Raw genomic sequence first — 26,815 nt, forward strand, 5'->3', positions numbered from 1 at the left:
TTCGACTCAAGGATATCAATGAATGGGCATCAAAAAAACTATCGCCAAACCTAGTCTCCATGCGGAATCAAACACTAAAAAAAGTATGCTAAAATGAGAACACTTTACTGAACACCCTACCCTTAGCGGTGCATAACTTTTTGCATTATATACATCGTGTAAGACGGAAACAACTATGGGTCTATCAGACTCATCTACATTTTAATGGAGCTAATATATATTCACATGTGAATATTATTAACCAAGTAATTGATGGTGGGGTTGGACATTTATTTACGTTAACCAACTGCACATACTCATATGATGATACTACTAATATACTTACAGCAACTAATACTACCACAGGACTTGTGACCAATATAAGTAGATAATCATATAGACTATTGTTGATTAGGAAAAAGTCGGGGATAATGAGGTAGTGTAAAATAAACTGTGTCACGCATTATTTATCTCTAGAAAACTCATTGGTCGGGGAACGGCCAGCCCCTCCCGATATTGTTCTATAGCCTTATGTTTGAGAGAATAAGCATTCTTTATCTCTTCCCATATCAGGCAAAAGGAGCTTGATAAGCTCGTCATACTCGCATTTATATAGGTGGATTGAAACTCCGCTGCTATATCAATGTCAATACGTCTGTCTGACAGATCATTGTTTCTTATTTTCATTTCTTTATTAGTTAATCATTTCCAAATCATTTTCTTCAACATAATTGTTTTTTGCTTCTTCGCAAAAAGAGCCTTCACATAAACCACCAATTGATTGGTAGTCATTATCCTTCATGTAAGGACAATAATCACACAACTTTTCCAGTATCTTTGTTTCGACATGAAAATTTAATAATAATCAGTCTATGTAGGTTTTTGATAAATGGATTGTAAAACATTATTGATTATAAAAGAAGATGTCTTGTCTGTGAAGATGGCCTTTTTTTGCGTTTATAAGGTTCCTGTTTAAAATGCTTCTGCGAAGTTAAAGACAAAGCCCTCTGTATTTTTACCGAAACCATAGTCGATGCGGGCATTCACATTGTGTTTGAATTCAATTCGTAATTCCAGTTGTGCCGTTAATTGGTTGCAGTCGATATAACGTCCGCCGTAATAACTCCTCATCCGGAACCGTTACTGCCAAGTTCTTCCCGCAAAGTCCAGGGAGTGTCCTTGCTGTTGAACTGCTCGTAAATATCTCCGGCTATTATATGTACCGCTGATTGTGGGTGACTCGAAGGATTTGTTTATTGTAGTCCTGAAATATGGAATTTTATTTTGAAATATAGAATTCTATTCATATCTTTGTTTCGTAAAAATGAATAGCAATGAGGATATTTACAGAACAAGCGTTAAAAGAATATGCAGAAAAGTATCCCGACTCAAAAGTCGCTCTTCAAGAATGGGTGACGATAGTAAAACAGAGTAAGTGGACTAACTATGCTGATGTAAAGAAAACATTCAATAGCGTAGATAACGTTGGCAATCAGCATTATGTTTTCAATGTCAAAGGTAATAACTACCGATTAGTTGTTGTTATTAAATTTACGATCCAGTTTGTTTACATCCGTTTCGTTGGAACTCATAAAGAATATGATCAAATTAATTGCTCTAAAATTTAATGTTTATGACAAAGATAGAAAATAAGGCTCAATATGAATGGGCTGTTAAAAGGGTAGAGGAACTTCTTCCATTAGTGGATGACAATACTCCACTAAATGATCCTAATAGTATAGAACTGGAACTTTTATCTAATCTTGTGGCCGATTACTCAGAGGAGCATTACGCTTTAGGAGAACCAGCCCTGGTGGATGTACTAAAACTTCGTATGTATGAAATGGGGCTTAATCAAAAGTCATTATCCAAACTGATAGGAGTAAGTCCTTCCCGTCTCAGTGATTACATTTCTGGTAAATGTGAACCTACTTTGAAAGTAGCCAGAGAAATTAATCGAAAACTGAATATTGATGCTAATATAATATTAGGAGTATAAGTTTGTCTTTTTATAAATAAGGTTGACTTCTAATAAAGTCAACAATGAACGCAAAGAAGTATGCGCAAGCTCAAGCCTTGCAATTAAGAGACCACGAGATTTACCGCCTTCATGTGGTAGAAAAAGAAAGAGTTTCGGACCTGATGAAAAAATTTGGTCTTAGCAAGAGTGGATTAGAAAAGGTATTACATCTCTTTGAGGAAAGAAATCCCAAAGAGGCAGCACTTATGAAACAACAAAAAAAAGATGTCACAGCAGAAGACACCCAGGAGTTGCTACGAGAGATTTCTCGTCTTAAAAAAGAGCTGTCAACGGAATGTTTACGTGCTGATTTTTATGAAGAGATGGTAGCTTTCGGTAAAGAGGTTTACGGTATCGACTTAAAAAAAGCTGGCACCAAGTAGCAGGTAGGCTGCACAATAGGGACAAACGTCTTTATTGCATTGCCCCTATGTGTCGTCTGCTTGGTGTTAGTAAACAAGCCTATCACAAACATGTAGATATGTTGATGCTACGTTTAGCCAAGGAAGCTTTTGTCGTTGAATTTATCAAGGAAGTACGTCAAAAAGATCCTGGCATAGGAGGTAACAAGCTTTGGCTGATGTATCGCAGTCGCTTCAGTGAAAAATATAGTGTAGGTTACAACCGCTTCTACGATATAATAGAGAGGTATGGTCTGAAAGTGCGAAAACGCAAACGGCGTGCCACAACTACAGACTCCCGGCATGACCTTCCACTTTACTCGAACTTGGTTAAGGAACTGATCCCCATTCGCCCGTGCGAGTTGATGGTCAGCGACATCACCTATATACCCCTATGTCTTGATCCTCAAAATGATGAAAACACATTCTGCTATTTGTCTCTGGTTGCGGATTCTTATACGAAGGAAATCATTGGTTATAGCGTAGGAGAAAGCTTGGATACGCGCTATCCTCTGTAAGCGTTGGAAATGGCTTTTGAGCATTATGCGGGCAAGGACTTGTCGAAACTGATTCATCATTCTGACCGGGGCGTCCAATATGCCAGTTATGCTTATACAGGTCGTTTAAAAGATTATCAGATAGGTATAAGCATGACCGAGAGTGGAAATCCGAAGGACAATGCTGTTGCTGAACGGATAAACAACACGATCAAGAACGAGCTTCTCAAAGACATGGTCTTTTACTGTCTCTCGGAAGTAAAAAAAAGCTATGGAAACAGCCGTAGATTTTTATAACCACGAACGCCCTCATTGGAGTCTTGATGGCATGACGCCTCAGCAGGCGGTTAAGTGTGAAGGAGAAATAAAGAAAAAATGGAAAAGTTACAGGGAACTAGCCATAAAAAACAGAAAGGAGTGGAGATGACAGGATAAAAAAACTTCCCCCCCGGATCCAGAAAATCTATCATGAAAGCTCTTTGGAGGCTCCGCGCCTCCAGCCGCATGGCAAACCGCCACGGTGGTTTTTTCATTAGGAGAAATACGGATTTATAATTAATTTTGTGGTGACAAACAAATGTCAACCCAATATACAAATAACAATCCATGTGGGTAAACCTGGATTATAAGTAAGTAATAAACGAGTCAACCTTCTTATTAGTTAGGGCGAAAGTAGTCAAGATTAATAGTGAAACTACATGCTATCAGATCTACTTAATAAGTAAGGTCAAGTCTACTCGATAAGTAGGCGGGAGTTTACTTACTAAGTAACCATATGCCTTACTTAGTAAGTAGATCGAAGGTTACTTAATAAGTAGCTTCATCTGATGATTTTAGTAGGCTTTTGTCTGTTTTTTATGTTATTGATGTGCTAATTATGAATTTTTACGTATGTTTGCAGTAATTCTAAGTAAAGACCTAGCGAGGCCTTGAACGGAAGGACTTATTAGAAAGCGAAAAGCGTTTAAAATATTATTCTCTATTCAGAAAATCGCCAATTTTCAACTGCAGAAGAATAATAGACAATGAATGCTTGCGCTCTGTTTGTATACTTATTTGTTATAAAGTAAGGCTATATACAATATAGAGCGCGGGCTGTTGTTTTATTATCTCTGTGGTGGGTGTTTGGCGATACCTCTGGATAGGATAGTAAATGACAGTTCCCGCGCTTTTCTATTTGATAATCTTAGATAAAAGCCGAACGGAGGGGGACAGGGAGGTGAATTATGTAGGTTTATGAAAAAATTATCTCACATTTTATTATTGGTATTATTGACTTGTTTATGTAATATAAACAAGGCTAAATCTGAATTACTTGATCCTAATTTGAGTGTAATCTACCAAACACTAACTTCTTGTGATTTTGGTTTTCATGAATATTTTTCCCCAGATGCGTGGATTAAGTTTGGTAGTGTTGGGGATGGATGGCAACTGACTTATACTATACCAGGGTTTATTCAAACTAAGTCTCCCGTATTATTGAATTTAACTACTACGGATAAATCTCTCCTTACAATAAAAGTAATCAATAAAACACAAGAAGACGATATTTATAAATATGATATCCAATTAGTCTATGATGGAGTTATGTTGGAGCAAAATGATTATAAAGGAATTTCTCAGATAAAAATAGAACAAGAAGGTGATGAGAAATATCAATCTACAGCTTTGACTTTTCAGATAAAATTTGAACAAGAATATACTTCTGTAGCTCGGATTTTGCCCTATGATGAAACAATGGGTAGTGTAGAATCTAGTTGTCCTGGGGCATTTCCATTTGGTTATTGGTTGGACCAAAACAATAAAAGTATAACATTTACTTTTTACAGCAAAAAAGGTTATAGGCTTAAAGAGGTGAAAGTCAATGGCGTGAGTTTAGGAAGAATAGGCTCTTATGTTGTAAAGGTTGGTAAAAACTATCTAATAGAACCTATATGGGAAGAATATAATCCGGCGATTCATCTTGTAAAGGTTACTTATTCGGCAGGTGGAAGTGTAAAGGTGAATAATCAATCCGTTACCTCCTCTGGTCAATCAGTTACAGTTGCAGCCTCAACTGATGTGAAAGTGGCGATAACACCTCAAACCGGTTATCATATCAAGCAGGTTCAGTTGGGGAACGAGGATGTAACTAGTCAATTAAATAATAATCTCTTGGTCTTCTCTTCTATTTCTGCTAATAAAGAGATAACGGTTACTTTTGAAAAAGATGCTCTGGTAACTCATACCGTAAAGGTTACTTATTCGACTGGTGGAAGTGTGAAGGTGGATGATCAGTCAGTCACTTCCGGTCAATCAGCTATAGTTACAGCCTCAACTGATGTAAAAGTGGCGATAACGCCTCAAGCAGGTTATCATATCAAGCAGGTTCAGTTGGGAAACGAAGATGTAACTGGTCAATTAAGTAACAATGTATTGAATATCTCGTCTATCTCAGCCAATAAAGATATTACGGTCATATTTGAAAAAGACACTCCGATAACTTATAGCGTAAAGGTTACTTATTCGGCTGGTGGAAGCGTGAAGGTGAATGGTCAGTCTGTCACCTCCGGTCAATCATTTACAGCCTCAACTTCAACCGATGTAAAAGTGACGATAACGCCTCAAACCGGTTATCATATCAAGCAGGTTCAGTTGGGAAACGAGGATGTAACTGGTCAATTAAGTAGTAATGTATTGACCATCTCGTCTATCTCTGCAAATAAAAATATTACGGTCATATTTGAAAAAGACACCCCGATAACTCATAGCGTAAAAGTTAGTTATTCGACTGGTGGAAGCGTGATGGTGAATGGTCAGTCTGTCACCTCCGGTCAATCAGCTACAGCCTCAACTTCAACCGATGTAAAAGTGACGATAACGCCTCAAGCTGGTTATCATATCAAGCAGGTTCAGTTGGGGAACGAGGATGTAACAGGTCAATTAAGTAGTAATGTATTGACCATCTCGTCTATTTCTGCAAATAAAGAGATAACAGTTACTTTTGAAAAAGATGCTTTGGTAACTCATAGCGTAAAAGTTAATTATTCGACTGGTGGAAACGTGAAGGTGAATGGTCAGTCTATCACCTCTGGTCAATCAGTTACAGCCTCAGCCTCAACCGATGTGAAAGTGACGATAACAGTTCAAGCCGGTTATCATATCAAGCAGGTTTTGTTGGGAAACGAAGATGTAACTAGTCAGTTAAGCAATAATGTATTGACCATCTTATCCATCTCTGCAGATAAAGATGTTACAGTAACATTTGAAAAAGAAGCTCTGGTAACTTATGTCGTAGAGGTGACTTATTCAGAAGGAGGAAGTGTACAGGTGAATGACCAGTTAGTTACTTCCGGTAATCCAGGTTCTGTTACAGCCTCTACCGATGTAAAAGTTGCGATAATTCCCAATGCTGGTTATCGCATCCGACAAGTTAAGTTAGGAAGTGAGGATATAACCAACCAGGTAAGTGATAATGTGTTGACAATTTCTTCCATTTCTGCTAATGTGGCATTATCGATCATTTTTGAACAGATTCCGACTTATAAACTGACAATTGATATGACCGGAGGAACAGGCTGTATAAGAATAGGGGATAAGGAGATTATGCAATCGACTAGTGTATCTGATATAACAGAGGGGACTATGCTTGATCTTAATTTTTTGTCGGATAAATATTATGAAGTTAAAAGAGCCATTCTTGGAAGAACTGATATAACTGCTCAAATAAAAGATGGTTATTATGAAATCGAATCCATGGAATCTGATTTGGCATTATCTGTGGAGTATCAAAGGAAGTCTTACGTATTGACATTGGGTACATTTCAAGGTGTTGAAAAGGTCTGTGTGAACCAACAAGATTATAAGGATGTTACCCAAATAAATTTGCCTTCCGGAGAAACAATGGTTTCGATCTATTCGAACGAACTGTATTATATAAAGCAGGTTTTTTTGAATGGTAAAGTTATCTATGAAGACACTAATGCTGCATCTGATCATACAGGGAATATAAAAATCGATATAGATGGTGATAAAGAGTTGACTGTTTTTCTGACGTTGCGAGAAAAAAGAAAGCTGTCGGTAGAAGTTGCAGAACCGGGAACTTTAAAAAAGTTATTGTCGGATGAAGATATAAAACTGGTGACACATCTTGTAATAGGTGGTAAAATAGACCAGAGGGATTTTGTTATCATGAATCAGATGAAATCACTTTTGGAGTTGGATTTACGGAATGCAGCTGTTGTGGAATACGATATTAATTCAGTAAACACTATACCGGATAAAGCCTTTTATAACAATCAAACACTTCAGTCCATGTATTTACCGCAATCAATAGAAGCGATAGGAAAATTAGCTTTTTCCGGTTCTGTTATTTCTACATTTAATTTAAATGATTTATCTGTAAAGACTGAATATTTGACGAAGATCGGAGAAGATGCCTTTAAAGACTGTAATTGTCTTGTTATTGCTCCAGACTTGTCTCATGTAACGATTATAGAAAGAGGTGTTTTCGAAAATTGTTCGAATTTGGCTGGTGTAAGTTGCTTGCCTGTAGTGATAGAAGTGAAAGATGCTGCTTTTAAGAATTGTGTAAAAGCAACAATTCAATTTAATGCAAAATCAAGTACCTGTCTGGAAAAGGTTGGAGATTATGCTTTTGAAAATGTGGAATGTGTTTATTTTGATAGTACGGATAAATTGTATTATATCGGGAACTATGCATTGAGAGGTTGCCTGAATACCTCTTTTTATTTTGGTGATTGTTTGAATTTGACTGAATTACCTAGTTTTGAAAATTGTTCGAAAATGCAATCTATCATATTTCCTCCTAATGTTAAGCGAGTATGCTCTAACTCTTTCATTGGATGTAATTCTTTGCAGACAGTACATATGGCAGACTGTGTTGAGGAAATAGAAGAATATGCTTTTAAAGATAGTCCGTTAATAAATTATGTATATCTGCCAACAGGTGAGATTCCGCTAGTATCGGAAAATTGTTTTAATAGTTCTGTTTATCAATCTGCCAGATTATTTGTTCCTGCGAATAAGCTGCAGTTTTATAAAGAACATGCTATTTGGGGAAATTTTGAAAATATACGGACGTATGGAATTGCAACTAATTATATGATCGAAATACTTCTGTCTAAAGGTGGGACAGTAGGAGTTCGGCAGAATGAAGGAGGGTGGGATTATTGTTATTATGCTTATTTGAAAGGAACAGAATCTTCCCGTATTGAGTTTCATGTTCGACCGGAACAAGATTATTTAATCGAGTCTATTCTCCTGAATGGAAAAGATATCAAAGAGATGTTGGATGAAAACAATCAATTTGTAGTTCCTCATTTGCAGGAAAATCTCTATCTGTCTGTTAAATTCAAAAAGGAAGAAGACCCTACTGCAAATGAAAATATCGAATCTTATAAACGAGTTTACCGTTCTGCGTCTAAACGTTTGAGTCTATCAGGTTTTGCAGTAGGTGTTCCTGTGTACATCTATGATGCCGGCGGACGACTTGTCGTTATGAAAGCTGTTCGTGAAAGCGTAGAGGATGTCGATTTGCCGGCAGATGGCCTTTATTTTGTTCGTGTGGGAAACGAATCATTTAAGATCATTTTGTAAAAAAAGGAACAATAAGTAAGGTTCAATCTACGATAGGCAGGCGGGGATTTGTAGGCTAAGTGATTGTGAACCTTACTTATTAGTGTATTTGTTTCTTGTTTTTAAGCTGGTTGCAGATTGGTCAGAATAACCTTTTTTCTATATTTTCGAAAAAAAGCGTATAAATATTTTTTTGCATCAGGGAAATAACACTACCTTTGTGTTGTCAATGAAATTGACTTCATCGATATTGAATGAATATGACTAGGTGTATTCATTTGGGCTTAAACTTAATTAAGCTGTTCGGCTAGCTTTTCTGCCGAAATTTTTTAATGTATGCCCACTCTTACAAAAGTAAGTCTGTTGCAAGAAGTGGGAGGGAAACTTTTCTTCTAGAAGGGGGAAGAAAAGGGGTAGAGTATATCTTCGATCCTTATTATAATCATTTTATTTATATAAAATATGGCACTAAAATTTAGACGTGTCAAGAAAGCCTTCGGTTTTGATAAAACAAAAACCGAAAAGTATGTGGTGGTTCCCGAAAGGGCAACCCCGGTGGAATTTGGATATCTTTGCGAGCAGATTGCATTGGTATCGGGTGTTAACAAAGGATTGGTTAGGGCAACCTTGTATGGGTTGGTTTCTTCCATGAAAACCTTCATTCAACAGGGGCATACTGTACAGGTGGAAGGATTCGGGAGTTTCATCCCGTCTTTTAACGCCAAGAGTAGCCTTGTGGAAGGTGAAGCGAATGCGGATTCCATCCGAAAGATGAAGTTGCGTTTTGTTCCGTGTGCGGAACTGCGTGAAATGATCAATCGGATGCGAATGGACTTTAATGACAAAGACAGTACCAACGACACCAAAGTTCCTTCCGGAGGAGGAAGTGAAGGTGGAGGGGACAGACCGGAGATAGAATAGTTTACGGTATGTTGTAAGATTGTTCCCCGGATCGAGATTTTCTTGGTCCGGGGAATTTTATTTTGAGAAGTATCTTTGGGGAATATGGAAAAAATCCATTTATTTGCGAATAAACCAGTAATTTATAATGGATGGAGATCGTTCTCAACGAATATCACAAAGAGGCAAACGCAAGGAAACTTCGGACTGTAGCCTCTTGGAACAAGCTGAAGCTTTCGCACAAAGAGTGCTTGAATCAGTTCAAGCGCTTGCGGGAACAGCGAATTGCAAGGGAGTCCAAATCGCAAGGTTAAAGGATTGGGCAATAGAAAATGGCTATTGGATTAATTCTATGGATGATCTTGGGACTTTTGCTGATCGAGGTTCTGAGAATGAAGTTTATTTGTCAATAGAAAATAGTCAGATAGTATATAAACTTAACGATTTTAGATATTCAGATGATAATCTTTGGTATATAATTACCTTATTTTATCCGTATGGATAGTAAAGTCGTTAAAGTGATAAAACGGTAGAATCGTATTATTCTACCAACCCAAACTTTTCTCCAGTAGTAATAGGATTTCTTTCCGATTGTTACCGGAGTTTTTATAAAAGCTTTTCAGTATTAGTAAAAGTGTTCGCTAATTTTGCGAACATAGATATTTAATGCTATATTTGCATCTGTAAATAGAACCGGTATGGAGATAAATTTCGATAAGAAATATTTGCGTGATTTGTATGTTACAGGAGAAGCAGACAAGAAGCATCGCTTTCAACCGCAGATAATCCGTAAATACATCCGTATCATTGATTTGATGATTGAAAAAGCTGATGTAACGACTCTCACTCAATATAAATCGCTGAATTATGAAAAGCTGAAAGGTGATAAAGCGGGATTGTCTTCCGTAAGAGTGAATGACCAATACCGTATTGAGTTCGAGGAACAAGTTAAGGATGGCGAAATTATCGCTACGATATGTAATATAACAGAGTTGTCGAATCATTATAAATAGAAAGAATTGATATGAGTGCTACTGTAAAAGGGGGTGATCCCCAAATGACTGCCAATAATCTTATTCCCGCATACCCAACTCACCCGGGTGAGATTTTGAAAGATGAGATTGAGTATAGAGGAATATCGCAACGTAGGCTGGCGAAACAAATGGGGTTGGCATATTCCGTTTTGAACGAGATATTGAACGGGCATCGTCCAATAACAGAAAAGACGGCTTTACTTTTTGAGGCTGTTTTGGGAGTGGATGCAGAACCGTTGATGCGTCTTCAACTCAAATACAATATGCAAGCTACCCGCAAAGACAAGACATTTATGGAGCGGCTGGCAGAAGTACGTAAAATTTCTGCGATACTCTGATAGTAAAGAATGTTATCTGTATGGATAATGACTTTTTTAGTGTGAATATGCTGTAGAAATGTGTTGTGCAGCATGTTTTTTGTTAAACTGTATTAAATGAATGGTGTTTTTGAGGTGAATATTATGCTGAATAACATAAAACCTCTATATTTGCACTGTGTTTTTCATGGTATTAGATTTAAGGTTAACAATGAAGATTGGCTGTCCGTGATGGATGGCTTTTCTGTTTTATAGACGTATCGGTCTTTATTTCCGTGGAAAAAGACTTATCTTTGTACTTCTTAAAACGTAAATGCTTCAAATAAAGATATGAAAAGAATATTCTGCCCCAAATGTGATAATCAGTTATCATTCGATGAAACAAAGTATCCCGATGGGAAAATCCTGGCTTTTGTATGTCCTCAATGTGGTTCCCAGTTTAAGATAAAACTGGGTAGAAAGACTGTGCGTACGGAGTCCGGACAGGAAAAAGAAGTGAAGGAACCCGATTTTTCCTGTGGTTATATCACTGTGATCGAGAATACTTTTGGCTTTAAACAGGAGTTGCCGCTTGTGATGGGGGATAATATGATAGGACGAAGGAATAAAGACACGGAAGGTGTGGATGTTCCTATTATTACCAGTGACCCGAGTGTGGGGCGTAAACATTGTATTATTAATGTGAAACAGGATAGGGATGGTAAATTCGTTTATACCTTGCGCGATAACCAGAGTATGACCGGCACATTCCTTCGCAGTGTACTGCTGGGAAAAAAAGAACAGGTACGGATCGGTGAAGGAGCTATCGTGACTATGGGGGCTACTACTTTTATTCTACATGTTCCGGGAGGGGAAGAAGAGGAAGATTTTTAAATTAAACTTAGATACTGCTCCGGAGTGAACGATCTCTTACATCAGGGCGATAAGGGAGATAGGGGGAATTGGCGTAGGTTTCGGGAGAGATGGATACAAGATTACCTTTCATCTCCGGCGCAGCTCTAAAGTTTAAATCTCATTATTCATGCTTTTTGTTTAGTTGTTCAACGATAAAACAACTATAAGTCTATTTGGCTCACGGCAATTTACGTAAAGAATCAAAAAGAACTGAAAGAAAAGTTTTGTTAAAGCCCTGTGTTAATGCAGGTGTCGCTTTATGAATCAAAGCGAGTTGTCTGTATATTGCAATAATTATAAATGTTAATTGAGGAATTTTTACAATTGAACTCTGTCTGTTTTTAACACTTTAGATCATCCGTTTTACCTGATTATAATGAAAGGATGGTTCCTTGTCCGTTATTTTATATGTACTTTTGCAGCTCAATAGGCAATAAGGTTTACAAATGGGACAAAATAAGGTTGAATCGGCAAGTGGGATTACCTTCCGTATTTTAGTGGCATTGAGCATATCACATTGTATAAATGACTCACTGCAATCTGTAATTACAGCTGTTTATCCGTTATTTAAAGATGATCTGGCATTGAATTTTGCGCAGATCGGGTTGATTACACTGGTTTACCAATCGGCGGCATCGGTTTTTCAGCCACTTACCGGATTATATTTTGACAAACATCCGTCCCCGTGGTCGTTACCGATCGGGATGAGTTTTACGTTGATCGGCTTGCTAAGCCTGGCATTTGCCGGTTCTTTACCCTGGGTTTTGTGTTCTGTGGCCTTGATTGGAGTGGGATCGTCGATATTCCATCCGGAGGCTTCGCGGCTGACGTCGTTGGCGTCGGGAGGGAAGAGAGGACTGGCACAGTCATTATTTCAGGTGGGGGGAAACCTGGGAGGATCGCTGGGACCGCTATTGGTCGCTATCCTGGTGGCACCTTACGGACGGAGTCATATTGCCTTGTTCTCTATTCTGGCTTTCGTCGCTATCCTGATCATGACTTCGGTAGGACGTTGGTACAAGGGATTGCTTTTGCGGTTTAAACGTGAAGATGTCGGAACTTCGAAACATCATATCGAAATGCCGTTGCCGCTGGGGAAAACGATATTCTCCATATCCATCCTGTTGATCCTTATCTTTTCCAAATATATTTATATGGCAAGCCTGAACAGTTACTATACTTTCTATCTGATAGAGAAGTTCGATGTGAGCGTTCAGTCATCGCAGTTGTTCCTGTTCCTCTTTCTGATAGCGACTGCCCTGGGAACTTTGATGGGCGGTCCGATCGGTGATAAGGTAGGACGTAAATATGTTATCTGGGCATCCATTCTCGGTGCGGCTCCTTTTTCTCTGTTAATGCCGCATGTACATAGTTTATATCTGACGGCAGTTCTGAGTTTTTGCGTCGGATTGACATTATCGTCTGCTTTTCCGGCAATTCTGGTATATGCACAGGAATTATTGCCTTATAAATTAGGACTGATCTCCGGTTTGTTCTTTGGGTTTGCCTTCGGGGTGGCGGGGATCGCTTCGGCTGTGCTGGGGAATCTGGCCGATCAGTATGGTATCGAGACGGTTTATAATGTGTGTGGTTATATGCCGCTGATCGGACTGGTGACCTGGTTTTTACCGGACTTGAAGAAAGCCTCGGAAAAAGGAAGTTAATTCCCGCTGAACAATCCCCGAGAGGGTGTTGTTATTAATCATAAATTTCGCTCAAACTAAATTTAAACGTATTTATGATTAATAACTTAACGCATTTCAGTATTGGCTTGCTGTTTCTTTTTCCTGCCATTACTTCTGCCCAGACAGAGACGATAGACCTGACTCTGGAACAGTCGATGGAACTGCTTCAGAAAGGAAACCGTAGTATCCGGATGGCAGGGAAGGAGGTTGAACTGGCAAAGAACGAGCATCAGAAACTGAACTCATTCTGGTATCCTTCGGTTGGAGCGGCCGGCGCTTTTGTGCATATGTCGAATCCTATCGAGGTCAAACAGCCGCTTAACCAGTTCACCGACCCGGCAAAAGACTTTGTCCATTCCATCATCCCCGATGATCAGTTTATCTCTTCCATCCTGGATAAGATCGGTCAGAACACGTTGACGCTGCCGCTTATTTCGCAGAATATCACTTCTATCGACGCCAATGTAACCTGGCCCCTGTTTACCGGCGGTAAACGTATTTTCGCCAGTAAGATCGGGAAAACAATGGTCGGTATCGCTGAGGTAAACCGTGAACAAGTTAATGCCGACCAGCAATCGAAACTGGTTGAATGTTATTTCGGTTTGCGTCTCGGGCAACGTGTTGTCGCCGTGAAAGAAGCTACGTATAATTCCCTGAAAACCCATTATGACCAGGCTCTCAAACTGGAACAGAACGGGATGATCAATCGTGCGGAACGTCTTTTTGCCCAGGTGAGCATGGATGAGGCCAAACGTGAACTGGATTCCGCCCGCAAAGACCTGGAAGTAGCCGGGCAGGCGCTGAAAAGCCTGATCGATCTGGATGCCGATAAGGAGATCAGCACGACAACTTCCCTTTTCATCAATGAGAATATTCCTTCAGCCGATTATTTCAAAGAACTGGTACCGGTCAACAACTATATGGTGAACCAGTTGAAACTACAGCAAAACATCGCTGGCAACGAATTGAAGATAGGTCGTACCGGATACCTTCCCACTATTGCCTTATTCGGAAAACAGACGCTTTATTCAAATGGAGTGGATAAATACCTGATGCCCCGCACGATGATCGGTGTCGGTTTTACCTGGAATATCTTCGACGGTTTGAACCGGGAGAAAAAGATACGTCAGGCCCGTCTGACCAGCCAGACTTTGGCGATAGGAAAGGACAAGGCGGTCACCGAACTGAAAGTCGGTGTAGATAAATATTATACTCAGTTGCAGAATGCCCTCGACAATGTAAAGGCTTTGAATACAACCCTGGAAATGAGTGAGGAACTGGTCCGTATCCGTCAGAAATCCTTCCAGGAAGGAATGGCAACTTCAACCGAGGTGGTCGATGCCGAGGTAATGCTGTCAAAGGTAAAGACCGCTTTCCTGTTGGCTTATTACCAGTATGATGTGGCATTGATCAACTTGCTTTCTATCTGCGGCATTCCGGAAGCATTCCAGCAATATAGGGTGGAAGGGATAACGGAGATAATTTAATCTACTTTTCCCTTGATGGAAAAGTAGCCAAAAAGATCAAGGCTGCACCGGCTTCACTGCTCCGGAGGAAGACTCCGCTGTCGCATCTGAACTCGCTTCGCTCAAACAGCAGATGCTCCGGACGCTCTGTCTTCCCCCTTCGCGGACGTTCACCCGCTGAGGCCTTGGAAAGAACGCGAAGCGTTCTCTTAGGATGGCCGATACCGTTTGCTATATAGATGTCAGTCTGTTACATAAGTATCGGTTTCGGCGATCATAAAAGGAAGCATCGCTTCCTCTGAAAGGCCTCATCTGGTGAGCGTGAAGCGAAGCATCCGTAGAGAGCGTCCGGAGGCTGTGCTGTTTGAGCGTAGCGAGTTCACAGACGACAGCGAACGCAGGATGCTGAGTAGTGAGGCAGATGCAGCCTTGAACTTTTGATTACTTTTCTTTCAAGAGAAAAGTAATATCAATAATTGAATTAACAATAAACACAAATAATTATGGACAAGACTAAGAAATACCTGACGATCTCTTTTATAGTGGTACTGATCGCCGTTATCATCATATCCGCTGTGGGGATGCTGTTGCTGAAGAAAAAGCCGGTTATCCTTCAGGGACAGATTGAATCTACCGAAATACGTATCTCCGGAAAGCTCCCTGGGCGTATCGATACTTTCCTTGTGAAAGAGGGGCAGCATGTAAAAGCCGGCGATACGCTTGTCGTCATCAACAGTCCGGAAGCGATGGCTAAATACCAGCAGGTAAATGCCTTGGAAGATATAGCCAAGTACCAGCACCAGAAAATCGACGAAGGAACCCGTAAACAAATCGTTGCCTCCGTCCTTCAATTATGGAACAAGTCAAAATCGGATTTACAACTGGCAAAAACGACTTACGACCGTATCCAGGCCCTTTATAAAGACAGCGTAGTCACCTCCCAGCGAAAAGATGAGGTGGAAGCGCTTTATAATGCAGCCGTGGCTAACGAACGCGCTTGCTATGAACAATACCAGATGGCTCGCGACGGTGCCCGGATACAGGATAAGGAAAGTGCCCGTTCACTGGTGGCTGCCGCCCAAGGTACAGTCAACGAGGTAGAAGCCCTCTTGCAGGATGCCCGCCTGGTTGCTCCCGAATCCGGCCAGATATCGACTATTTTCCCGAAACGTGGAGAGTTGGTCGGTGCCGGAATGCCGATCATGAACCTGGTGGTACTGGATGATGCACATGTCGTGCTGAATGTCCGTGAAGACCGTCTGCCGTTATTTAAGATGGGCGGAACATTTCTTGCCGACGTGCCGGCTATTGCCGCAAAAGATATTGAGTTCAAGATCAACTATGTCAGTCCGCTGGGTAGTTTCGCTACCTGGAAATCCACAAAGCAGACCGGAAGTTATGATTTGAGGACGTTCGAGATACATGCCCTTCCGGTAAAGCCGGTCGATGGACTGCGTCCCGGCATGTCGGTCTTGGTGGAATTGAAAATTGAAAATTGAAGATTGAAAATTATTAAAACATAGTTGCTATGAGAAATTTTCAATTTTCAATTTTTAATTTTCAATTCATTCGCGTCATGCGGCGCGAATTAAGGCGGATGGTTTCACGCAGGCTCTATTTCGGGGTCTGCATCGTGTTGCCGCTGTTCTGTATCTTCTTTATGTCCACGATCTTCGGTAACGGGCAGATGGAGAATATTCCGGTAGGTATTGTCGATCAGGACCAGACTGCTTTATCCCGCGAATTGACCCGCCAGGTCGAAGCTGTTCCGACTTTCCGTGTCACGCATCATTATGCGGATGCCGAAACCGCACGGAAAGCGACACAAGCCAAAGAAATATATGGCTATCTGGTTATCCCGAACCGTTTTGAGGAAGACGTGACGGGTGGGAGGCAGGCTACTTTATCCTATTATTATCATTATGCTTTGTTGAGTGTCGGCGGAGAGGTCAGAGGGGCTTTCGAAAGTCTGCTGCGCACCTTTTCGATGGCTCCGATCGTGGTGCAGGCTACGGCAATGGGAATTAGCCAGAAAGAAGTGTCGACCTTCCTGGTCCCTATCCGGGCACAGAATCATCCGTTATTCAATCCGGACCTGGATTATTCCGTTTATCTGAGCAATCCGTTCTTCTTTATCTTCTTTCAGGTGTTGATTTTGCTTACGACGGTTTATGCGGTGGGAAGTGAGATAAAGTTCCGTACCGGTGACGATTGGCTGGCAACGGCGAAGATGAATATGGTAACCGCCCTTTTCGGAAAATTATTGCCTTACACCATCATCTTTTCCCTGATGAGCATCCTGGCTAATTATGTTATGTTCGGTCTGATGAATATACCTTTCTCCTGTGGATTCTGGCCGTTGAACCTGACCTCTGTCCTGTTCGTGATCGCATCCCAGGCTCTGGCGGTGTTCCTTTTCTCCCTTTTTCCGGCAATCAGCATCATTATCAGTATCGTGTCGATGGTCGGTTCGCTGGGGGCAACCTTGTCGGGTGTTACGTTTCCGGCTCCGGCCATGTATGCACCGGTCTATTATACTTCTTTCCTGTTTCCGGTGCGTCATTTCGTGGAGATCAATCAGAACCTGTTGTACGGCGATTATGGGTTTGCCTATACCTGGTGGAACTTCAGCGCGTTGTTCTGTTTTATATTGGTTGCGTTTCTGATGGTACCGCATTTAAAAAGTGCAATATTAAGTCATAAGTATGAAAATATCAAATAACATAAAAGCAGGTCTGAACAATATATCGTCCATTATCTTGAATGAGTTCAAAACCATCTCAGGCAGTTTCGCTATCGTGTTGGTGCTGATGGGGGGGATATTTATGTACGGTCTGCTATATAATTATATGTACGCACCTGATGTGGTCCGCAATGTCCCGGTTGTCGTGGTGGATAATTCGAAAACGGAGTTGAGCCGCGAGTATATCCGTTTGCTGAATGCCACTCCGCAGGTCGACGTGATTGCTACCGGTGAGGATTATCCGCAGGCACAGGAGTTGATGAAAATGGATGAAGCTGCCGGCATTTTATATTTGCCGTACGACTTTACCGACCGGGTTTCCCGTGGTGACGAGTCGGTCTTTATCATGTATGAAACGACCAATGCATTCCTCAACTACCTGGCGATGCAGGAAGCGTCGGCCGGTTCGATGCTGGCGCTGAACGACCGCTACCGGCCTGAAATGGTGGTATTTCTCCCCAGCCAGGCTGCTACACAATTATCAGTAGCGAAACCGATCAATGTAGCCGGAACCGCCTTGTATAATTATACGGAAGGATATGGGACGTACCTGATCCCGGCTGTGCTGATCGTTATCATGTTTCAGACCTTATTGATGGTGATCGGGATGGTCAGCGGGGAGGAACGGCAGTTCAAACTGTTGCAGGTGTATCGCCCGACCTTCGGACAAGCCGGACGCCTTGTGATCGGAAAGACATTTGTGTATATGATGCTGTATGCCGTCTTTTCGCTTTTCCTGCTGGGATTGATCCCGCTGATATTCGACTTGCCGGATATCGGTAATGTATGGAATATAATCATGTTACTGATTCCTTTCCTGATGGCGACGAGTTTCTTTGGCCTGACAGCTTCCGTTATCTTTACCGATTCGGATGCCCCTTTGCTGATGATCGCTTTCTTTTCGGTCGGGTTGATCTTCCTGTCCGGCGTCTCTTATCCGTTGGAACTGATGCCCTGGTACTGGAAGTTATCGCATTTCCTGATTCCGGCAGCACCCGCAACCCTCGCCTACGTTAAATTAAATTCGATGGGAGCCTCGATGGCAGAGATCCATACGGAATATGTCACCTTATGGGGTCAATGTGCGGTGTATTTCGTATTGGCTTGTTGGGCGTATCGGTATAATATACGGAAGTCATTCCGTTGACACTCTGAAAAAGACAGGTGTTTTGATTATGAAAGTCCCTTATTTCATCGTCAAAACACCTGTCTTAACATATTAAAGCACCCTTATTGTTTATTGCATCTCTCTGATGCGTACGTCTATATTGCTGTTTTTCAGTTTTTCTTTGATCTCTTCCACCTTTGTGTCGCCATAATGGTACGGGTAAAGGATCTTGGGCGAGAACATTTCGGCGGCATGTACAGCCTGTTGCACAGTCATCGTGTACGGCTGGTTGACCGGAAGGAAGGCAATGTCTATATCTTTCAAGTCTGCCAGTTCGGGTATATCTTCCGTGTCGCCTGAGATATAGATACGGGTTCCACCCAGGGTAAGGATATATCCGTTATCCCGGTGGCGGGGATGATATTTTTCCCGTCCGGGCGTGGTGTTATAGGCCGGAACAGCTTCGATAGTCATATAATCGACAGGGGTTAATTTATCCCCGTTCTTCATAACCGTTCCTTTACCCAGGATTTTACTGCCGGCTTCGTTGGCAATTAACAGCGTTCCCGTTTTTTCAAGCGCACTGATTGCTTTCGGATCCAGATGATCGCCATGTTCATGGGTGATCAGTATAATGTCGGCTTTCGGGAAAGAGTTGTAGTCGGCATATTCCGAAACAGGGTCTATCTGGATGTGATGTCCGTTGAATGTAAGTTGCAAACTACCGTGTTTGATGAACGTAATTACAAGTTCTCCTCCATTCTTGGTTGTGAACTTGTCAGTCTCGAAAGTTTTGCCGGAAACGAGGAAGGCGGCTGATAAACTACACATAAGAAATAACATTTTAAGTTTCATAAGCGGATAATTTTATACTCAGACAATATGTACAAAGATAATAAAGTATTACATTTGTCGGCATATCTGATAACATGAGAAAAGAAATGAAACGAATTCTACTATTTATTTTGATTTGTTGCCACTTATTGCCGGCAACTGCGCAGAAAAACGCCCCTAAATGGATGGACAAAAGTAAAAAAGCGGTTGTTTTAATCACTACATACGGGAAAGACGGAGCTAAGCTGACCTCGGGTACCGGTATTTTTGTCTCTGAAACGGGAGATGTCCTTTCTGCCTACGAGTTATTCAAAGGGGCAGAAAAAGCAACCGTGACGGATACGGAAGGAAAAACTTATCCGGTAACAAGGGTAATCGGTGCTGATGAATTGTATGATGTCATCAAGGTAAAAGCAGAAACACCGAAGAAAGTACAGTTTTTGCCGGTTGCGGCCGATCCGTTGGCTGTAGGTACTGTCGCTTATTTATTACCTTATTCGACTGAAAAGAAAGCAGATTTCGAACAGGGTACGATCACGGAAGTCAGCAAACTGAAAGATCCGTATAGTTACTATAAATTATCCGTTCCGCTGGAAGATGGCCGGGTGAATTCGCCGATATTGAATGCCGAAGGTGAAGTGTTCGGACTGGCACAGGCCGATGCTTCCGGAAAGAAGGATGTATCATATGCTGTATCAGCCTCTTATGTGAACAACCTCGCCGTTTCGTCGACCGATTTCCTGAATTCCGTTTATAATAATATCGGTATCAAGAAAGCCTGGCCGGCAGATGTGGAGCAGGCTCAGGTGGCTCTGTTCCTGAAAGGAAGTACGCAGGATGCAAAAACATATTTGGAAACATTGAATGATTTTATTGCAACTTTCCCGAATTCGGCTGACGGTTATCTGAACCGTGCCAACCATTATGCCGGACGTCGTGCCGAACTGGCAGTTACTCCGGGCGAACAGGCTAATTATTTGAAACTGGCATTGGATGATATTGAAACAGCTTCCAAATACAGTGATAAGAAAGGGGATGTATATTATAATAAAGCGAAACTGATCTATGGCGTGTCTGCCGGTGATACCACGCTGACTGATCCGGCATGGAGTGTACAAGTTGCACAACAGACTATCCAAAAGGCTATTGAAGAGGATGACGCTCCTGTTTACCATCAGTTGGCGGGTGATATTCATTTTTACCTGAAAGAATTTGACCAGGCTTATGGCGAATATATGGTCGTGAATAACAGTGACCTGGCATCGCCTAATTCTTTTTACTGGGCAGCCAAGGCGAAAGAAAATACTCCCGGATTCAATATCGGTGATGTGATTGCTTTGCTGGACGGTGCAGTTGACAAATGCGGTTTGCCTCTTACTTCCGAAGCCGGGCAGTATATTCTGGAACGGATAGACTGGAAACTCCGTTTGTCTCAGTATGCAGAAGCGATTGCCGATTATGACCTGTATTATAAGGCAATGAGCGGTGATGTCGGCAGTAGTTTCTATTTTTACCGTGAACAGGCAAAATTCCGTGCCGGTGATATGGAAGGTGCTTTGGCTGATATCAAGGAAGCGGTTCGTCTGAGTCCTGATGTACCCGATTATCGGGCGGAAGAGGCATCTGTATATGTCCGCATGAAAAATTATACCGACGCATTGGCAAGTATCGAGGAAGCATTGAAAGTGGCTCCCGATTTTGCGGCTTGCTACCGTTTGAAAGGTATCTGTTACGTGCGTATGGAAAAGAAAGCGGAAGCCTGTGAAGCGCTGAACAAAGCGAAAGAACTGGGCGACCCGTTGGCTGAAAGACTGATAAAGGAACATTGTAAATAAGATCCGGATATGAATAGTGTAAAAAGTATTTTCATTGTGGCTGCCTTGGGCTTGTGTCTGATCGGTACAAGTAGTTGTAAAGGTAAGTCAGGACAAAAAGACAGTAAGGAGTCGGAGACTCGTACAACGGTTCAGACAACCCTTTTCGATAAGTCATTGCCCGAAATCAAAGAGCTGGTCGAGGGAAAATGGGAGTTGGTAAGCGGACAGAATACCACTCAGCTTTGTGAGTTTGAAAATACTTTCATCCAGTTCAACGGCGATAAATACGTCTGGACAGAAGAAGGCAAAGACGAACCGGGCGACCTGAACTGGCGGAAAGCCGATACGGGAGCAGGCTACGAAGCCTATCTGATGGATGTGTTTTTAGAAACGAGTCCTTCTTATCCGTTAGCTATCAAAGGCGATACACTATTTATCCAGGATTGTACAGAGACAGCCTATAAATATACGTTGGTGAGACGTTGAATTTATTATAGAAATAATTGACCCTACTTTTCCCTTGATGGAAAAGTAGGCAAAAGATCAAGGCTGCACCTGCTTCGCTACTGCGCATCCTCCGTTCGCTGTCATCTGTGAACTCGCTTCGCTCAAACAGCACAGCCTCCGGACGCTCTCTGCGGCTGCTTCGTTTAACGCTCATCAGCTGATGCCTTTCATAGAACGCTTTGCGTTCTCCTGGGATTGCTGATACTACCTGTTAAATCCGAAAGTTTTTGTTTATAAGTATCGGTTTCGGCCATCCTAAGAGGAAGCTGTGCTTCCTGTGAAAGGCCTAAGCGGGTGAACGTCCGCGTAGGTGAAAGACGGAACGGTAAAGAAAATCCGTTGTTTGAGCGTAGCGAGTTTCGGATTTTCGAGTGGAGTCTTTCACTGGAGCAGTGAAGCCGGTTGAGCCTTGATCTTTTGGTTACTTTTCTATCAAGAGAAAAGTAACAATCGAATCTCTAATCCCACAAACTTAACTGTATCCCACCTTTTCCTTTATCCTCTTTCTTTTGCGGCTTTTTAGCATTGCCGAAAACGGTTTTCCCTCCATATTTATAAGACGTATCCCGTTCATGTTGAACCCAGTCGTCGAAATAGTTACTCGGAGTATAACTTTTCTCCATCTCCTGGGATATTTTGGACAGATTCTTTAAGGCATCCGATTTCTCCTTTTCTCCAAGTCGTGCCTGACGGATTGCCTTGTCAAAGACTTCGATAGTCTCATCATAAACGCTTGTCGGAACCGGGAACGGATGTCCGTCTTTCCCTCCGTGGGCAAAAGAGAAACGTGCCGGATCGGAGAAGCGGGAAGGGGTTCCGTGTATTACTTCGCTGACCAATGTAAGAGATTGCAACGTGCGCGGTCCGACTCCTTCCAGCAAGAGCAACGATTCCATATCGGATACATTGGTTTCATGTGCCAGGATGAGGGCGGCTCCAAGCCGTTTGAGGTTTACGTCTTCGGCTTTTACTTCGTGATGGTTGGGCAGGATGATGGATACTTCACGCATTAGTTTGTCCGGCGATTCCTTTGTCAATTCCACGATGCCTTCTTTGGTCGGAGCCGCGAGTTTATCCGTCAGGTTGAGGATCAATCCCTGATTTCTTCCGCAGACAGACGTATGAGGTTCCTCCATAAAAGAACGCAAAGAGGAAGAAAGCCAGTGGTAGCGCCGTGCCATGCGTTCATTCGGGTTCATCCCTTGTTGGATGACAGACCAGTCACCTTCTTTGGTAACGATAAATGTATGCAGATAGAGTTGAAAACCATCCTGTACAGCTGTGTTATCGACCTTAGCAGCCAGTTTGCTGTGTCTTACCAGTTCATTCCCGTTTAATCCGGTTTTGTTGGCTACTTCCAGCAATTGATTAGGTGTTTCTCTCGAAAACTTACCTCTTCCTCCACAAATATACACGCCAAGTTCTTCCGAACGGCAATTGATTGCTTTTCTCAGGGCGTTCATAACAGACGTTGTAATACCAGACGAATGCCAGTCCATCCCCAGCACGCAGCCTAACGATTGGAACCAGAACGGATCACTCAGGCGCTGCAACAAAGCCGGACGTCCGTATTCGATGATGATGGCTTCTGCAATAGCTCCGCCAAGCAGGCTCATTCGTTCGGCCAACCAGGGTGGAACAGTCCCGTAATGTAATGGTAAATCAGCTGTACCTCTTTTCATAGATGCGAAGATAGCTAAAAAACAGGATCGGTTCAGTTAATGAAATGCTAATATAAACAACAAAAGAAAAGTCTGTGGTGTTATTAATTAGAAATCAAATAGTAACAGCTATGTATTTGGAAGTAAATAAGAACGATCACGTTCAAGGTCCGGCCAATGCGCCGATAGAATTAATTGAGTATGCTGATTATCAGTGTCCTTATTGTAAAAAGGCTTATCATATAGTAAAGGATATACAGAAGAAACTCGGGGATAAGGTTAAATTTGTTTTTCGTAATTTCCCGTTGACAGAGTTGCATCCTCACGCTTTGCACGCAGCTATTGCTGCTGAGATCGCTGCTTCTCATGGAAAGTTTTGGGAAATGCACGACCTTCTTTTCGAGAATCAGAATGCTCTGGACGATTATTACCTGTTGGAATATGCCAGGAAGCTGGGAATAAATGCAGCCGAGTTTGAAACGGATTTCGGCAAAGACCGTTTCTATCAGAAAGTAAAAGATGACTACGATTCCGGATTGGAAAATGATGTACAGGGAACTCCGACTTTCTTCGTCAATGGCGAACAGTTTGACGGGAACTGGATGAATTCTGAGTTTCTGGAATATCTGGAGTCTTTAATCGTTAAGTAATTATGAAGAAAATAAGTTTGTTCATACTGGCCTCTTTTTTGTTGGTAGCTTGCGGAGCATATAAATACCTGGATTTGGGTATGTTGACCACAGGCATGACCGTTACCGAGGTGGAGAACCTGATGGGGCCTCCCAACCGGGTATTGGCTGTAAACAAGAAAGATGGTTATGTGCAGGAAGTTTTGGAATATCGGACAGCACGTGATGAAGTGTATGCATTGGAGTTCTGGGATAACTATCTGACAGGATATGAATATTTGTATGACGATGTAACCTATATTCCACCGGTAGCTCCTCCGATGATATTCCCGGATTATGGCCGTCCTATTTATATTTACCCTCCGGACCATCATCACCCGAACCGTCCGAACAAGCCAAATCGTCCCGGCTCGAATCGCCCGGAGTCCAATCGACCAAGTCGTCCGGAGTCAAACAGACCTGGCTCGAATCGTCCCGAATCGAATAGGCCAAGCCGTCCGGAAACCAATCGTCCGCAGACAAAACCCGCGGAAGTTACCCGACCGTCGAATAGCGGAACAAGTAACCGTACGGAGCAGTATAGAAATCCAACAAATAATGAGTCAAAAACAAATGACAGATCAAATACAAACGGAAGGAATGGGGGACGGAGACAATAAGTCTTTAGCTATCCTGATAAAAATAAAAAGCTCCTGCAGTCGGTGATTGCAGGAGCTTTCCTTATATGAAGTTTTACTTACTTCCTCATAGCTTCCTCAATAGCAACAGCAACAGCAACCGTAGCACCTACCATCGGGTTGTTACCCATACCCAGGAATCCCATCATTTCTACGTGAGCAGGAACGGATGAAGAACCAGCGAACTGAGCGTCACCGTGCATACGGCCCATTGTGTCCGTCATACCATAAGATTCTTGTTATATAACTCCTTTTGAAAACTTTGTTTCGTTTGTAAGATGTTGTTAAACAGTAATATATCAATAATTAAAAGAACTCCGTTTTTATTATTATTTCCGTTTTATCATGAATGGCTGTGAATAAGCTACAATCACTTTATTTCTTATACTCTATCTGATTTACACAAGCCATTGATTAATAAATTAGTTAATTGTCTATATTATAATATTATACCATTTAAAGAAGAAAAGTAAGACACGAATTTAAATAAGTTGTATGGCTATATTCAAATCCGTGTCTTTCTGGGTTATTCTTGATATACAATATTGACTGTAAATGACTCATCACTATCTTCGTCATATTGACCATTCTCATCAAAATCTTTACTTACAATTTTTACTGGATAACCATCTTTATCAAATTCATATTCAAAGTGGCAACTTCCTACTTTTTTCTCTAAATACTTAGATGCCTTTCCATACCATCCACTATAATAACCAAAGAAAATTCCAAACGTATAATAATCAGCTTCTATATCCATATCTATGAAGCGATAATCTTCTGTTAGAAGAAGTGGTGATATTCCTAGCTTATTTTCATATTTTGTATATGAAATGTAATTAGTACTGCTATAACCATCTGAATAATTGTAGATGAAACTAATTAAATCATTATTTGCATAAACATACTTGACGTTATCTCCGTCAAAATTAGAACTATCTAAATATCCATTTTTATAACTAAAAGAACCTTCATCTACTTGATCCTGTTCATTAGTCGTTATGTCCTTATAAAAATATGCAACTTCAGAAATCAATCCCTGATTATTCATTGTATTTTGTACATTATAAGAACAAGAATGTCCTCCATAATCACAATTCCAATCTGTTGGATTTGAATGTTTACAATTGTTTTTAGTAATACTTACTATCTGATTATTATCATAACTGATAGAAGTAATGAAATTATCACTGTAACTATCACTGATATAGGTTTCAATCTTGTTAATTCTACCTTTATCATCATAAGATAATGTTTGCTCTGTTAGATAATCATCGCCAGGATAGTAAACAGTCATTGACTTAATTCGTTTAATTTGAATGTCTGGTTCATTTGGATTTTCTGGTTGCTCTGGATTAATCGGATCGTCAATCACAGGGTCATCACTTCCACAACTACTCATAGTGCATAGAATGCACATAAACAATAATATTTTCTTCATTTTAGTATTGTATTAGAAATAAATAAAATAATGATCGTATTCTAAAGGATCTTTCTCAATCTTTTTGTAAGACATACCATAGAATTGACCTAATTTCTCCATCATTTCAAACATTTTTGTTGTAGGTTTGACTATACGAACTGCAATAAGTTTGTAATCAGTTTCTTTATCCAAGTAGAAATGTAAGTCTTTATGTCCTAATTGTGTGTTTTGAAAATAAAAGATTTTCATATATGAACAAGTAAATGGCAATGTACTACAATCTGTTACATTACTTTCCATTGGCATATATGGAATTTTGAATCGGTTACAGATACTTACGATCTGACTAAGTAAAGCATTTGTTTGTGCATTCATAACATATAATTTTACCTTCCCTGTTCCCTCTGGAAAGATTATAAAATAAAAGGTGTGGGAACTGTATTTGCTTTATCCTATTGACTGGCTTCTCGCATTGCCTGTAGTATGGATAAAGCAACAGCAACCCACACCAGTTTCGTATATAAGTTACCCTCACAGGTAAGTTTAATACAAATGATGCGGGTGCTATTGCTATCACCTTCATACTACTTTCAAATTTTGCGAGAATTTGTCAATAGAAGATAATTTCAATAACACCTTTCGTTAA

At 41.1% G+C, this 26,815-nt stretch carries 26 protein-coding genes and 1 pseudogene; 21 read left to right on the plus strand and 6 right to left on the minus strand.

Annotated features, from left to right (window positions below):
* Positions 1-951: 951 nt before the first annotated feature.
* Positions 952-1,110 (minus strand): hypothetical protein, encoded by a 159-nt coding sequence (locus NBH14_RS22290; RefSeq protein WP_250817763.1) that lies wholly within the window; start codon positions 1,108-1,110, stop codon positions 952-954.
* Between the two features lie 203 nt (positions 1,111-1,313).
* Here NBH14_RS22290 and NBH14_RS22295 point away from each other — a divergent pair, with 203 nt between their 5' ends.
* The 17 genes from NBH14_RS22295 to NBH14_RS22370 all read left to right on the plus strand — a co-directional run bounded on the left by NBH14_RS22295 (position 1,314) and on the right by NBH14_RS22370 (position 18,660).
* Positions 1,314-1,607, plus strand: a complete 294-nt coding sequence (locus NBH14_RS22295) for a type II toxin-antitoxin system HigB family toxin (protein WP_186961198.1) — start codon at positions 1,314-1,316, stop codon at positions 1,605-1,607.
* A 5-nt stretch (positions 1,608-1,612) separates the two neighbouring features.
* Positions 1,613-1,978, plus strand: a complete 366-nt coding sequence (locus NBH14_RS22300; RefSeq protein WP_186961199.1) for a helix-turn-helix domain-containing protein — start codon at positions 1,613-1,615, stop codon at positions 1,976-1,978.
* 44 nt (positions 1,979-2,022) lie between these two features.
* On the plus strand, positions 2,023-2,382 hold the full coding sequence (locus NBH14_RS22305; RefSeq protein WP_186961200.1) for a hypothetical protein: 360 nt from the start codon (positions 2,023-2,025) through the stop codon (positions 2,380-2,382).
* A gap of 104 nt (positions 2,383-2,486) precedes the next feature.
* Complete coding sequence (locus NBH14_RS22310; RefSeq protein ID WP_250817764.1) at positions 2,487-2,918, plus strand: hypothetical protein; 432 nt, start codon at positions 2,487-2,489, stop codon at positions 2,916-2,918.
* Positions 2,919-2,927: 9 nt separating this feature from the next.
* Entirely contained in the window at positions 2,928-3,194 is a 267-nt protein-coding gene (locus tag NBH14_RS22315) for an integrase core domain-containing protein (RefSeq protein ID WP_250817765.1), read from the plus strand.
* A 939-nt stretch (positions 3,195-4,133) separates the two neighbouring features.
* Positions 4,134-8,495: a leucine-rich repeat protein gene (locus NBH14_RS22320; protein WP_186961201.1), complete on the plus strand. Its 4,362-nt coding sequence runs from the start codon at positions 4,134-4,136 to the stop codon at positions 8,493-8,495.
* 441 nt (positions 8,496-8,936) lie between these two features.
* Positions 8,937-9,395, plus strand: a complete 459-nt coding sequence (locus NBH14_RS22325) for an HU family DNA-binding protein (protein ID WP_186961202.1) — start codon at positions 8,937-8,939, stop codon at positions 9,393-9,395.
* 127 nt (positions 9,396-9,522) lie between these two features.
* On the plus strand, positions 9,523-9,879 hold the full coding sequence (locus tag NBH14_RS22330) for a putative polyvalent protein kinase domain-containing protein (RefSeq protein WP_186961203.1): 357 nt from the start codon (positions 9,523-9,525) through the stop codon (positions 9,877-9,879).
* Positions 9,880-10,072: 193 nt separating this feature from the next.
* Positions 10,073-10,387 carry a type II toxin-antitoxin system RelE/ParE family toxin gene (locus NBH14_RS22335; RefSeq protein ID WP_186961204.1) on the plus strand — a complete coding sequence of 105 codons (315 nt, stop codon included), beginning with the start codon at positions 10,073-10,075 and terminating at the stop codon, positions 10,385-10,387.
* Positions 10,388-10,398: 11 nt separating this feature from the next.
* Positions 10,399-10,746 (plus strand): HigA family addiction module antitoxin, encoded by a 348-nt coding sequence (locus NBH14_RS22340; protein WP_186961205.1) that lies wholly within the window; start codon positions 10,399-10,401, stop codon positions 10,744-10,746.
* Positions 10,747-11,055: 309 nt separating this feature from the next.
* On the plus strand, positions 11,056-11,598 hold the full coding sequence (locus tag NBH14_RS22345; protein ID WP_007658742.1) for an FHA domain-containing protein: 543 nt from the start codon (positions 11,056-11,058) through the stop codon (positions 11,596-11,598).
* 467 nt (positions 11,599-12,065) lie between these two features.
* Positions 12,066-13,283, plus strand: coding sequence for an MFS transporter (locus NBH14_RS22350; RefSeq protein ID WP_186961206.1), 1,218 nt, complete (start codon positions 12,066-12,068; stop codon positions 13,281-13,283).
* Between the two features lie 74 nt (positions 13,284-13,357).
* Complete coding sequence (locus NBH14_RS22355; protein WP_186961207.1) at positions 13,358-14,791, plus strand: TolC family protein; 1,434 nt, start codon at positions 13,358-13,360, stop codon at positions 14,789-14,791.
* A gap of 294 nt (positions 14,792-15,085) precedes the next feature.
* Complete coding sequence (locus NBH14_RS28715) at positions 15,086-15,211, plus strand: hypothetical protein (RefSeq protein WP_255502362.1); 126 nt, start codon at positions 15,086-15,088, stop codon at positions 15,209-15,211.
* 62 nt (positions 15,212-15,273) lie between these two features.
* Positions 15,274-16,269 carry an HlyD family secretion protein gene (locus NBH14_RS22360; protein WP_186961208.1) on the plus strand — a complete coding sequence of 332 codons (996 nt, stop codon included), beginning with the start codon at positions 15,274-15,276 and terminating at the stop codon, positions 16,267-16,269.
* Positions 16,270-16,298: 29 nt separating this feature from the next.
* Positions 16,299-17,492: an ABC transporter permease gene (locus NBH14_RS22365; RefSeq protein WP_186961209.1), complete on the plus strand. Its 1,194-nt coding sequence runs from the start codon at positions 16,299-16,301 to the stop codon at positions 17,490-17,492.
* A complete protein-coding gene (locus tag NBH14_RS22370) occupies positions 17,476-18,660 on the plus strand; it encodes an ABC transporter permease (RefSeq protein ID WP_186961210.1) in 1,185 nt (394 codons plus the stop codon). Before NBH14_RS22365 ends, NBH14_RS22370 begins: the two co-directional genes overlap by 17 nt.
* A 90-nt stretch (positions 18,661-18,750) precedes the next feature.
* Here the strand turns inward: NBH14_RS22370 and NBH14_RS22375 are convergent, their stop codons facing one another.
* Positions 18,751-19,476, minus strand: a complete 726-nt coding sequence (locus tag NBH14_RS22375) for an MBL fold metallo-hydrolase (protein ID WP_186961211.1) — start codon at positions 19,474-19,476, stop codon at positions 18,751-18,753.
* Positions 19,477-19,562: 86 nt separating this feature from the next.
* On the opposite strand from NBH14_RS22375, the gene NBH14_RS22380 reads away from it, so the two are divergent.
* Together NBH14_RS22380 and NBH14_RS22385 are read left to right on the plus strand one after the other, a co-directional pair.
* The gene (locus NBH14_RS22380) at positions 19,563-21,290 is read left to right on the plus strand and encodes a trypsin-like peptidase domain-containing protein (protein ID WP_186961212.1); all 1,728 of its coding nucleotides are present in this window, start codon (positions 19,563-19,565) and stop codon (positions 21,288-21,290) included.
* 9 nt (positions 21,291-21,299) lie between these two features.
* Positions 21,300-21,758: a hypothetical protein gene (locus tag NBH14_RS22385; RefSeq protein ID WP_186961213.1), complete on the plus strand. Its 459-nt coding sequence runs from the start codon at positions 21,300-21,302 to the stop codon at positions 21,756-21,758.
* Between the two features lie 479 nt (positions 21,759-22,237).
* On the opposite strand, the gene NBH14_RS22390 is transcribed toward NBH14_RS22385, so the two are convergent.
* Complete coding sequence (locus NBH14_RS22390; RefSeq protein ID WP_186961214.1) at positions 22,238-23,461, minus strand: DUF763 domain-containing protein; 1,224 nt, start codon at positions 23,459-23,461, stop codon at positions 22,238-22,240.
* A gap of 110 nt (positions 23,462-23,571) precedes the next feature.
* Between NBH14_RS22390 and NBH14_RS22395 the strand changes: the two genes are divergently transcribed.
* Together NBH14_RS22395 and NBH14_RS22400 are read left to right on the plus strand one after the other, a co-directional pair.
* Complete coding sequence (locus NBH14_RS22395) at positions 23,572-24,090, plus strand: DsbA family protein (protein ID WP_222622139.1); 519 nt, start codon at positions 23,572-23,574, stop codon at positions 24,088-24,090.
* Between the two features lie 2 nt (positions 24,091-24,092).
* Positions 24,093-24,728, plus strand: a complete 636-nt coding sequence (locus NBH14_RS22400) for a hypothetical protein (protein WP_186961215.1) — start codon at positions 24,093-24,095, stop codon at positions 24,726-24,728.
* A 77-nt stretch (positions 24,729-24,805) separates the two neighbouring features.
* Here the strand turns inward: NBH14_RS22400 and NBH14_RS22405 are convergent.
* The 3 genes and pseudogenes from NBH14_RS22405 to NBH14_RS22415 form a co-directional block, all read right to left on the minus strand.
* Positions 24,806-24,979 (minus strand): annotated as a pseudogene (locus NBH14_RS22405) (GGGtGRT protein); the annotation flags it as partial.
* Between the two features lie 293 nt (positions 24,980-25,272).
* Entirely contained in the window at positions 25,273-26,187 is a 915-nt protein-coding gene (locus NBH14_RS22410; protein ID WP_186961216.1) for a hypothetical protein, read from the minus strand.
* Positions 26,188-26,199: 12 nt separating this feature from the next.
* Complete coding sequence (locus NBH14_RS22415) at positions 26,200-26,544, minus strand: hypothetical protein (protein ID WP_010802518.1); 345 nt, start codon at positions 26,542-26,544, stop codon at positions 26,200-26,202.
* Positions 26,545-26,815: the final 271 nt, after the last annotated feature.

This window comes from Parabacteroides caecihominis (assembly GCF_023656785.1).
Lineage (GTDB): Bacteria > Bacteroidota > Bacteroidia > Bacteroidales > Tannerellaceae > Parabacteroides > Parabacteroides segnis.